Origin of the sequence: Exiguobacterium sp. FSL W8-0210 (assembly GCF_038006045.1) — a bacterium.
GTDB lineage: Bacteria > Bacillota > Bacilli > Exiguobacteriales > Exiguobacteriaceae > Exiguobacterium_A.
In genome coordinates, this window is sequence record NZ_JBBOUK010000001.1 from 24,799 (window position 1) to 35,000 (window position 10,202).

The following is a 10,202-nucleotide window of genomic DNA, read 5'->3' on the forward strand; positions in this document are numbered from 1 at the left end:
CTTCTTTTTTTTTACCCAAAAATAAATATAATCATGGAGTCGTACCCAAGTCCGGCTGAAGGGGACGGACTCGAAATCCGTTAGGGGTCGCAAGGCTCGCGTGGGTTCGAATCCCACCGACTCCGCTTTTTATAAAGCATCTCAATTCTGAGGTGCTTTTTTGTTGCATCGATTTCTTCGTGCGTGCTATGGTTGCCTACGTGAAAAACGAAGAAGAGGTGGACGAAATGAACGAACAAACAAAAGAATCGTTGCTTTCGCATTATGCGATGACGATGACATATGTAAAAGACTTAGAACAGATTTCAGAAGAGGCATGGCGAACATCGTATGCAGAAGGTAAATGGACGATTGCTGAGATCATCGGTCACTTATCACCATGGGATCGCTTCATGGTCGCAGAGCGCATCCCGTACTTGCTCGCGTGTGAACCATTCCGTGTCGCACCAGATAGCCAAGCCGTCAATGAAGAAGCGGCGAAGATGAGCCGTGAGCAGCAACGGATCTTGACGATCGATGAGTTTTTAGTCAGCCGTGACTTGTTGCGCCGTGCAGTCGAATTGATTCCGGAAGAACGCCTGCAAGACAAGGTCGTCATTAAAGACAAAGAACTGACGATCGGTCAGTTCCTCGGAGCAATGGCTCAACATGATCTACACCATATGGAACAAATCAATCAAGTAATTGGTTAATGCGAGGGAGATGCGACACGCGTCTCCTTTTTTTGCGCAAAAAAGATCCGCCTAAGAGGCAGATCTGATCAGTTAGCGTGTATTGGCAATGCGAGCAACTTCAAGCTGCTTTTCAATCTTCGCGAGAATCCGGTCGATGGATTCTGGCTCGTTCAGTAAGTCGTATTCGTCGATCGACAAACGAAGTACCGGGCAGATCGTGAAGTTATTGATCCAGTTCGTATAGCGCTCGTACATCTCTTCCCAATATTCGATTGGTGTCTGTTGCTCCATCTCACGTCCGCGAAGACGAATTCGTTCTAGTACTTGTTCGAACGAACCTTCAAGATAGATCAAAAGATCCGGATGCGGGAAGAATGGTGTCATGACCATTGCGTCAAACAAACTTGAATATGTCTCGTAATCTGTTGGAGACATCGTTCCTTTTTCGAAATGCATCTTAGCAAAGATCCCTGTATCTTCATAGATCGAACGATCTTGGATGAAACCACCACCGTATTGGAAAATCCGCTTTTGCTCCTTGAAGCGTTCAGCGAGGAAATAGATTTGGAGGTGGAAGCTCCAACGTTCGAAATCATGATAGAATTTATCCAAGTAAGGGTTCGTATCGACTTTTTCGAGTGACGTCCGGAAACCAAGGGCATCTGCTAATCCGTTTGTGATCGTTGATTTACCGATCCCGACCATACCGCCGATCGTAATGACGGCATCTGCCGGGATGTTGTATTGTTCGCGTAGCTTCAAGTTCATGCGTGGTTCGCTCCTTCATATAATTCGTTCCGGATCGTCGTCAAGACGTACTCGAGATCTTCCGGCCGCTTGACGAAGTCGAGTGCATCCCCGTCGAAACGGATGATTTTGACTTCCGGATGTTTGGATTGGTATTCCGTGACGAATGTCTCGTAATCCTCGGCTAATTGTTCGAGATAGGCACGTGACATGTTTTCTTCGATTTCTCGTCCGCGCAGCGCAACACGTTTCATCAAGGTGTCGATGCTTGCGTTCAAGTAGATGACAGCATCCGGTTTCGGCATGTCTGTCGTCAGGATCGAATAGATTTGTTCGTACTTCTCAAGATGCTCTACCTTCAGAGAGCGGTGTGCAAAAATCAAGTTCTTAAAGATATGGTAATCAGCAACGACAGAGCGTTGTTTACTGAGGTAATGACGTTCGATATCATCGAGTTGTTTGAAGCGATTGCACAAGAAGAACATTTCCGTCTGGAAGCTCCATTCTTCGATATCTTCATAGAACTTTCCAAGAAAGGGATTTTCTTCGACGATTTCGCGTAACATAGAAAAAGAGAAATGGTGACTGATGGCGTTCGCAAGTGATGTTTTGCCTACACCAATCGGTCCTTCAACCGTTATGAACATATACAATGACCCTCCGTTCAGCAAAGTGCAATTTATATTTTAGCACAAAGAAGTACGACTTGCTGAAGTTTCAAAAGGAGAATTTTTTTAGAGTGAGGAGTATCATCGATGGAACGACAGGAACACTATATGCGCCTTGCGATCGAAGAGGCGAAAAAGGCAGAAGCGATCGGTGAAGTTCCGATCGGATGTGTCATCGTCAAAGACGATGAAGTCATCGCGACGGGCTACAATCACCGGGAAACGGATCAACAAGCGACGGCACATGCCGAGTTGATCGCGATTGAGGAAGCGTGCCGAAAACTCGGTAATTGGCGACTGGAAGGATGCGAGTTATACGTGACACTCGAACCGTGTCCGATGTGTGCAGGGGCCATCATGCTGTCACGAATCGAACATGTCATCTTTGGTGCCGTTGATCCGAAAGGTGGATGTTGTGGAACACTGATGAACCTGGTGCAAGACGATCGGTTCAATCATGTCTCAGAGCTGACGAGCGGTATATTAGAAAAAGAGTGTGGGGAGATGCTAACGACGTTCTTTCGGGAACTACGTGCGAAAAAGAAAGCACGAAAGTGGGCAATGGGTTGCATCACACCAGATGAAACAGTATAATGAAAAAGCACTGAAACAAGGTGCCACTAAAAATCGATAAACCATTTGCCGTGCTAGGTGGGGATGTAGCGGTTCCCTGTCACTCGCAATCCGCTATAGCGAGACTGAATTCCATGTCGAGGGATATGATTGGTGTGGTCTGCCTCACGTAAGTAGCGTTGACGTTTGAGTCCTACGCAACAGATACCCATGAACCAGGTCAGGTCCGGAAGGAAGCAGCCTTAAGTGGTGCTCTCTGTGTGTTGTAGGGGTGCTTGGACTGAGCAGGCTGCGTGAGTAACGCATGTTGAACATATTTCAGAATATGGTGCGCGGCAGTTTAATTTTTAAAGACAAGTCTACAGCCGGTTTCGGTTGTAGACTTTTTTAGGTAAAATAGAATGAGGAACTTAAAAAGAGGAGGCGCAAACTTGGCCTATCAAGCACTATACCGCGTGTACCGTCCGCAACGATTCGACGAAGTCGTTGGACAAGCGCATATCACCCGTACGATCCAAAATGCATTGATGGAGGGACGGATGTCCCACGCCTATCTATTTTCGGGTCCTCGCGGAACAGGAAAGACGAGTCTTGCCAAAATCATCGCTAAAGCGATCAACTGTGAGCATGCACCGGTCAAAGAACCGTGTAATACGTGCCCGACGTGTCTTGCGATCACGGAAGGATCAAGCCCAGACGTCTTCGAAATCGATGCGGCTTCCAATAACGGCGTAGATGAGATTCGGGAAATCCGGGATAAAGTCAAATATCCCCCTTCAGAAGCAGCCTATAAAGTCTATATCATTGATGAAGTGCATATGTTGTCGACAGGTGCCTTTAATGCCTTGCTCAAAACATTAGAAGAACCGCCGGCGCACGCCATCTTCATCTTAGCAACGACTGAACCACATAAAATTCCGGCGACGATCATCTCGCGTTGCCAACGTTTCGATGTGAAGCGGCATGAAGTCGATCAACTCGTAGAGCGGATGCAATATATCTTAAAAGATCAATCGATCGAGTATTCGGATACGGCATTACGATTGATCGCCCGAGCGGCGGATGGTGGTATGCGTGATGCGCTGAGTCTACTCGACCAAGCGGTTGCTTTTTCGAACGGTGATTTGAACGATGCGGCTGTTCTTGAAGTAACAGGGGCAGTAGAAGATGAAGCGTTATTGAATATTGCCCGTGCCTTACATGAACATCAAGTCGATCAGTTGTTACAGACGCTTGAGACGATGCAACGAGCGGGAAAAGATCTAAAACGTTTCGTGGAGGATCTCGTCTTCTTTTACCGGGACACGTTGTTGTTGAAAGCCTCTCCTACAGCTGTCGACTTGCTAGAGCGTGCGCGCCCGACGGATGAGTTCAAACAATTCGTTGAATCGATTGAAGCAGAGACGTGTTTTACGATCATTGATCAGTTACATGACTGCCAACAACAGATGCGATTGACGAATCATCCGCGAGTACTCGTTGAGATTGCCTTCATTCAAATCGCGGAACAAGGGAGAACGACGGGACAGATCGTCCAATCGTTGCAACAGGAAGTCCGCGAAATGAAAGAACAGATGCACCAGTGGAAGTCAAATGGTGTTCCAGCACAAGAAGCGGTTGCACCACAAGCGCAACCGAAGCGGAAACAAGGACGACCAACCGTTCGAATCGCCAAAGAGCGGATTCGCCAAATGCTAGAGCGAGCAGAGAAAGCGCAATTGCGCGAGATTCAAGAACGCTGGGATCACATCTTAAAATGGATTTTAAAAGAAGATGGCCCCATCTACTCGTTACTCCATGAGAGTAAACCGGTTCTTTGTTCAGCGGATACGTTGCTGATTGAATTCGATGACGGTAAAGGATGGCACTTTGAGCAGGTCATGACGAATGAACGAACACGTTTCGTGATTGAAGAAGCATTGTATGAAGTATGTGGCGTCAAACGCGAAATTTTAGCGATTCTCTCAAAGGATTGGCATGAACTGAAGGCAGAGTTTGTTGCTAAGCGAAATAGTAGTAGTATAGAAGAGAAGGAAACAAAACAAGAATCGGAGAGCGATCAGTTATTGTCCGAGACGCTTGGTCGTTTTGGTGATATCGTAGAGTTCGAAGATTAAATTCGAGGAGGAATACAGATGCGCGGAATGGGAAACATGAACAATATGATGAAACAGATGCAGAAGATGCAAAAGGATATGGCGAAAGCACAAGAAGAACTAAAAGACTTAACAGTGACAGGTACAGCAGGCGGCGAAATGGTCTCAGTCGTCGCAGATGGTCATAAAAATATCGTAGATGTCATCATTAAAGAAGAAGTCGTTGATCCAGATGACGTTGAAATGATTCAAGATCTCGTCTTGGCTGCAACGAACGATGCTTTGAAGAAGGTCGATGAACTCGTAGCAAGTAAAATGGGGAAATTCACACAAGGTATGAATCTGCCGGGAATGTTTTAATTCGTAGGAGGAAACCACTTGCAATATCCTGAAGCGATTAGTCGTTTGATCGAAAGTTTTATGAAACTACCTGGGATTGGTCCGAAGACAGCAGTTCGTCTAGCGTTTCATGTTCTTGATATGGAAGAGGACGATGTCTTGATGTTCGGAAAGGCATTGGTCAGTGCGAAGCGCGACATTGCCTACTGTAGTGTCTGCGGGAATATCACGGATCAAGATCCTTGTTATGTATGTACAGATAAACACCGAAACCGTACGATCGTCTGTGTCGTCCAAGATTCAAGGGATGTCATTGCAATGGAAAAGATGCGAGATTACCAAGGGTTGTACCATGTCTTACATGGAGCGATCAGTCCAATGGAAGGAATCGGTCCAGAGGATATCAATGTATCTAGTCTACTGACACGTCTTCAAGCGGACGAAGCGATTACGGAAGTCATCTTAGCAACCAATCCGAATATCGAAGGAGAAGCGACGGCGATGTATCTATCGCGTCTCTTAAAACCGACGGGTATTCGGATCACTCGGATCGCTCATGGTCTTCCGGTTGGTGGAGATCTTGAATACGCAGATGAAGTGACGTTATCTCGTGCAATGGAGGGACGTCGCGAACTATGAGTTGGTTTCGAAAGAAGATTCGCAGTGAGTACGACGAGCGTTTGTTAGAAGAATTAGCAAAAGCAAAAGAAGATTATTTGATGAAGCGTCATCTTTTAGAGATCAGCTATGATGACTATGGTGATTTAGAAGCACAAATGAAGTTAGCGGAATCACTGTATTTCTTCTATATAAGCGAAGCAAAAAGAAGACGCGTCTCATTGATGATGAAGTAAACCGCAGCCATTCTTGTCTGCGGTTTTTACATGCTCTAAAAAAACTATAAGTTATTTTAATAAAGTAGTTGCACATGTCTAATTATCGTGATATATTAATTCATGTCCTTAAGAGGACGAGCGCTTACGGCAAACAAGTAAAAAAACAATTTCAAAAAAGTTGTTGACTTCTTGTTTCAGACTTGGTATTCTAATTGAGTCGCTAAAACAGGCGCGGACGAACTTTGAAAACTGAACGATGAGGCAAAAATCGTATTCTACGGAATACAAAAACGAATGAAGCGCAAGCTTCGTCAATCGTGACTTCGGTCACAAAAACGAGCAAGTCAAACACTTCATGGAGAGTTTGATCCTGGCTCAGGACGAACGCTGGCGGCGTGCCTAATACATGCAAGTCGAGCGCAGGAAACTGACGGAACTCTTCGGAGGGAAGGCAGCGGAATGAGCGGCGGACGGGTGAGTAACACGTAAGGAACCTGCCTCAAGGATTGGGATAACTCCGAGAAATCGGAGCTAATACCGGATAGTTCATCGGACCGCATGGTCCGTTGATGAAAGGCGCTCCGGCGTCACCTTGAGATGGCCTTGCGGTGCATTAGCTAGTTGGTGGGGTAACGGCCCACCAAGGCGACGATGCATAGCCGACCTGAGAGGGTGATCGGCCACACTGGGACTGAGACACGGCCCAGACTCCTACGGGAGGCAGCAGTAGGGAATCTTCCACAATGGACGAAAGTCTGATGGAGCAACGCCGCGTGAGTGATGAAGGTTTTCGGATCGTAAAACTCTGTTGTAAGGGAAGAACACGTACGAGAGGGAATGCTCGTACCTTGACGGTACCTTACGAGAAAGCCACGGCTAACTACGTGCCAGCAGCCGCGGTAATACGTAGGTGGCAAGCGTTGTCCGGAATTATTGGGCGTAAAGCGCGCGCAGGCGGCCTTTTAAGTCTGATGTGAAAGCCCCCGGCTCAACCGGGGAGGGCCATTGGAAACTGGAAGGCTTGAGTACAGAAGAGAAGAGTGGAATTCCACGTGTAGCGGTGAAATGCGTAGAGATGTGGAGGAACACCAGTGGCGAAGGCGACTCTTTGGTCTGTAACTGACGCTGAGGCGCGAAAGCGTGGGGAGCAAACAGGATTAGATACCCTGGTAGTCCACGCCGTAAACGATGAGTGCTAGGTGTTGGGGGGTTTCCGCCCCTCAGTGCTGAAGCTAACGCATTAAGCACTCCGCCTGGGGAGTACGGCCGCAAGGCTGAAACTCAAAGGAATTGACGGGGACCCGCACAAGCGGTGGAGCATGTGGTTTAATTCGAAGCAACGCGAAGAACCTTACCAACTCTTGACATCCCATTGACCGCTTGAGAGATCAAGTTTTCCCTTCGGGGACAATGGTGACAGGTGGTGCATGGTTGTCGTCAGCTCGTGTCGTGAGATGTTGGGTTAAGTCCCGCAACGAGCGCAACCCCTATCCTTAGTTGCCAGCATTCAGTTGGGCACTCTAGGGAGACTGCCGGTGACAAACCGGAGGAAGGTGGGGATGACGTCAAATCATCATGCCCCTTATGAGTTGGGCTACACACGTGCTACAATGGACGGTACAAAGGGCAGCGAGACCGCGAGGTGGAGCCAATCCCATAAAGCCGTTCCCAGTTCGGATTGCAGGCTGCAACTCGCCTGCATGAAGTCGGAATCGCTAGTAATCGCAGGTCAGCATACTGCGGTGAATACGTTCCCGGGTCTTGTACACACCGCCCGTCACACCACGAGAGTTTGCAACACCCGAAGCCGGTGAGGTAACCGTAAGGAGCCAGCCGTCGAAGGTGGGGTAGATGATTGGGGTGAAGTCGTAACAAGGTAGCCGTATCGGAAGGTGCGGCTGGATCACCTCCTTTCTAAGGAAAACGTCCCTTACGGGACATGCCCATCGTTCAGTTTTGAGAGCTCGTCTCTCAGTCTCGTAAGAGACACTCGCACCTTGAAAACTGAAGACATCAACAAGACATCAAACTTTTAATTAACCATGTCATTTAAGACGTGTGTTCTTAGAATACCAACGCTAGATCAAGGTATGAAGGGCGTACGGTGGATGCCTTGGCACTAGGAGCCGATGAAGGACGCGACGAACAGCGATATGCTTCGGGGAGCAGTAAGTATGCTTTGATCCGAAGATTTCCGAATGGGGGAACCCACCATCCGTAATGGGATGGGACATGTTACATGAATACATAGTGTAACGTGAGGCAGACCCGGGGAACTGAAACATCTAAGTACCCGGAGGAAGAGAAAGCAAATGCGATTCCCTGAGTAGCGGCGAGCGAAACGGGAACAGCCCAAACCGGAGAGCATGCTCTTCGGGGTTGTAGGACACTCTATACGGAGTCAAAAAGGAAGACAGTAGGTGAAGGACCTGGAAAGGTCGGCCGAAGAAGGTGACAGCCCTGTAGCTGAAACTGTTTTCCCTCCAGAGTGGATCCTGAGTACGGCGGGACACGTGAAACCCCGTCGGAATCCGGGAGGACCATCTCCCAAGGCTAAATACTCCCTAGTGACCGATAGTGAACCAGTACCGTGAGGGAAAGGTGAAAAGCACCCCGGAAGGGGAGTGAAATAGATCCTGAAACCGTATGCCTACAAGTAGTCAGAGCCCGTTAACGGGTGATGGCGTGCCTTTTGTAGAATGAACCGGCGAGTTACGATAACGCGCGAGGTTAAGCCGATGAGGCGGAGCCGTAGCGAAAGCGAGTCTGAACAGGGCGTTCAGTGCGTTGTCGTAGACCCGAAACCAGGTGATCTACCCATGTCCAGGATGAAGGTCAGGTAACACTGACTGGAGGTCCGAACCCACGCACGTTGAAAAGTGCGGGGATGAGGTGTGGGTAGCGGTGAAATGCCAATCGAACCTGGAGATAGCTGGTTCTCCCCGAAATAGCTTTAGGGCTAGCCTCGAGGTTGAGAGTTCTGGAGGTAGAGCACTGATTGGACTAGGGGCCCCCACAGGGTTACCGAATTCAGTTAAACTCCGAATGCCAGCAACTTATACTCGGGAGTCAGACTGCGAGTGATAAGATCCGTAGTCAAGAGGGAAACAGCCCAGACCGCCAGCTAAGGTCCCAAAGTGTATGTTAAGTGGAAAAGGATGTGGCGCTGCCTAGACAGCTAGGATGTTGGCTTAGAAGCAGCCACCATTCAAAGAGTGCGTAATAGCTCACTAGTCGAGTGGCGCCGCGCCGAAAATGTAACGGGGCTAAACATACCACCGAAGCTGCGGATTCCGTAAGGAATGGTAGGGGAGCGTTCCAAACCGCTGCGAAGCTGTACCGGAAGGAGCAGTGGAGCGTTTGGAAGTGAGAATGCCGGTGTGAGTAGCGAAAAGAGGGGTGAGAATCCCCTCCGTCGAAAGCCCAAGGTTTCCTGAGGAAGGCTCGTCCGCTCAGGGTTAGTCTGGACCTAAGCCGAGGCCGAAAGGCGTAGGCGATGGATAACAGGTTGATATTCCTGTACCGCCGATCCACCGTTTGAACAATGGGGGGACGCAGGAGGATAGTGACGCATGCGGATGGAAGTGCATGTGCAAGTTTCAAGACCGTCTGATTGGCAAATCCGTCAGGCATCAAAGTCAAGGAACGACGCGGAGTCCCGTAGGGACGTAGGTCACGATTTCACACTGCCAAGAAAAGCCTCTAGTGAGGGGGAAGGCGCCAGTACCGTAAACCGACACAGGTAGGCGAGATGAGAATTCTAAGACGCGCGGGATAACTCTCGTTAAGGAACTCGGCAAAATGGTCCCGTAACTTCGGGAGAAGGGACGCTCTACATGAGTAGAGCCGCAGTGAATAGGCCCAAACGACTGTTTAGCAAAAACACAGGTCTCTGCTAAATCGCAAGATGACGTATAGGGGCTGACGCCTGCCCGGTGCTGGAAGGTTAAGGGGATGGGTTAGCGCAAGCGAAGCTTTGAACCGAAGCCCCAGTAAACGGCGGCCGTAACTATAACGGTCCTAAGGTAGCGAAATTCCTTGTCGGGTAAGTTCCGACCCGCACGAAAGGCGTAACGATTTGGGCACTGTCTCAACGAGAGACCCGGTGAAATCATAGTACCTGTGAAGATGCAGGTTACCCGCGACAGGACGGAAAGACCCCATGGAGCTTTACTACAGCCTGATATTGAGGCTTTGTGCATGATGTACAGGATAGGCGGGAGACGTCGAGCCCGGAGCGCCAGCTTCGGAGGAGTCACCCTTGGGATA

8 protein-coding genes, 1 tRNA gene, 2 rRNA genes and 1 other RNA gene (1 of these 12 running past the window's edge) are annotated in these 10,202 nt (G+C 48.9%); 10 read left to right on the forward strand and 2 right to left on the reverse strand.

The genetic code is table 11. The features are described from left to right. Nucleotides 1–35 precede the first annotated feature (35 nt). Together MKY22_RS00100 and MKY22_RS00105 are read left to right on the forward strand one after the other, a co-directional pair. Nucleotides 36–125 (forward strand) — tRNA-Ser (locus tag MKY22_RS00100). A gap of 102 nt (nucleotides 126–227) precedes the next feature. Beyond that, a complete protein-coding gene (locus MKY22_RS00105) occupies nucleotides 228–692 on the forward strand; it encodes a DinB family protein (protein ID WP_290780526.1) in 465 nt (154 codons plus the stop codon). 72 nt (nucleotides 693–764) lie between these two features. On the opposite strand, the gene MKY22_RS00110 is transcribed toward MKY22_RS00105, so the two are convergent. Together MKY22_RS00110 and MKY22_RS00115 are read right to left on the reverse strand one after the other, a co-directional pair. Continuing rightward, entirely contained in the window at nucleotides 765–1,442 is a 678-nt protein-coding gene (locus tag MKY22_RS00110) for a deoxynucleoside kinase (protein WP_029343036.1), read from the reverse strand. After that, nucleotides 1,439–2,068, reverse strand: a complete 630-nt coding sequence (locus MKY22_RS00115; protein WP_290780529.1) for a deoxynucleoside kinase — start codon at nucleotides 2,066–2,068, stop codon at nucleotides 1,439–1,441. The genes MKY22_RS00110 and MKY22_RS00115 overlap by 4 nt, the downstream gene beginning before the upstream one ends. 108 nt (nucleotides 2,069–2,176) lie before the next feature. Here MKY22_RS00115 and tadA point away from each other — a divergent pair, with 108 nt between their 5' ends. From tadA to MKY22_RS00155, 8 genes are all read left to right on the forward strand, one after another. After that, entirely contained in the window at nucleotides 2,177–2,683 is a 507-nt protein-coding gene (tadA, locus tag MKY22_RS00120; RefSeq protein ID WP_341085790.1) for a tRNA adenosine(34) deaminase TadA, read from the forward strand. A 48-nt stretch (nucleotides 2,684–2,731) separates the two neighbouring features. Beyond that, an RNA gene (ffs, locus tag MKY22_RS00125) (signal recognition particle sRNA large type) lies at nucleotides 2,732–2,998 on the forward strand. Between the two features lie 95 nt (nucleotides 2,999–3,093). Then, nucleotides 3,094–4,779: a DNA polymerase III subunit gamma/tau gene (gene dnaX / locus MKY22_RS00130; RefSeq protein ID WP_290780535.1), complete on the forward strand. Its 1,686-nt coding sequence runs from the start codon at nucleotides 3,094–3,096 to the stop codon at nucleotides 4,777–4,779. 18 nt (nucleotides 4,780–4,797) lie between these two features. Then, nucleotides 4,798–5,118, forward strand: a complete 321-nt coding sequence (locus tag MKY22_RS00135; protein ID WP_023469881.1) for a YbaB/EbfC family nucleoid-associated protein — start codon at nucleotides 4,798–4,800, stop codon at nucleotides 5,116–5,118. An 18-nt stretch (nucleotides 5,119–5,136) separates the two neighbouring features. After that, nucleotides 5,137–5,736 carry a recombination mediator RecR gene (gene recR / locus MKY22_RS00140; RefSeq protein ID WP_290780538.1) on the forward strand — a complete coding sequence of 200 codons (600 nt, stop codon included), beginning with the start codon at nucleotides 5,137–5,139 and terminating at the stop codon, nucleotides 5,734–5,736. Further along, nucleotides 5,733–5,951: a YaaL family protein gene (locus tag MKY22_RS00145; RefSeq protein WP_050679042.1), complete on the forward strand. Its 219-nt coding sequence runs from the start codon at nucleotides 5,733–5,735 to the stop codon at nucleotides 5,949–5,951. The genes recR and MKY22_RS00145 overlap by 4 nt, the downstream gene beginning before the upstream one ends. 334 nt (nucleotides 5,952–6,285) lie before the next feature. After that, a 16S ribosomal RNA gene (locus tag MKY22_RS00150) occupies nucleotides 6,286–7,847 on the forward strand. A 167-nt stretch (nucleotides 7,848–8,014) separates the two neighbouring features. Then, nucleotides 8,015–10,202: ribosomal RNA gene (locus MKY22_RS00155) — 23S ribosomal RNA — on the forward strand; it runs 726 nt beyond the window's last position. The 16S and 23S rRNA genes sit together here, the layout of an rRNA operon.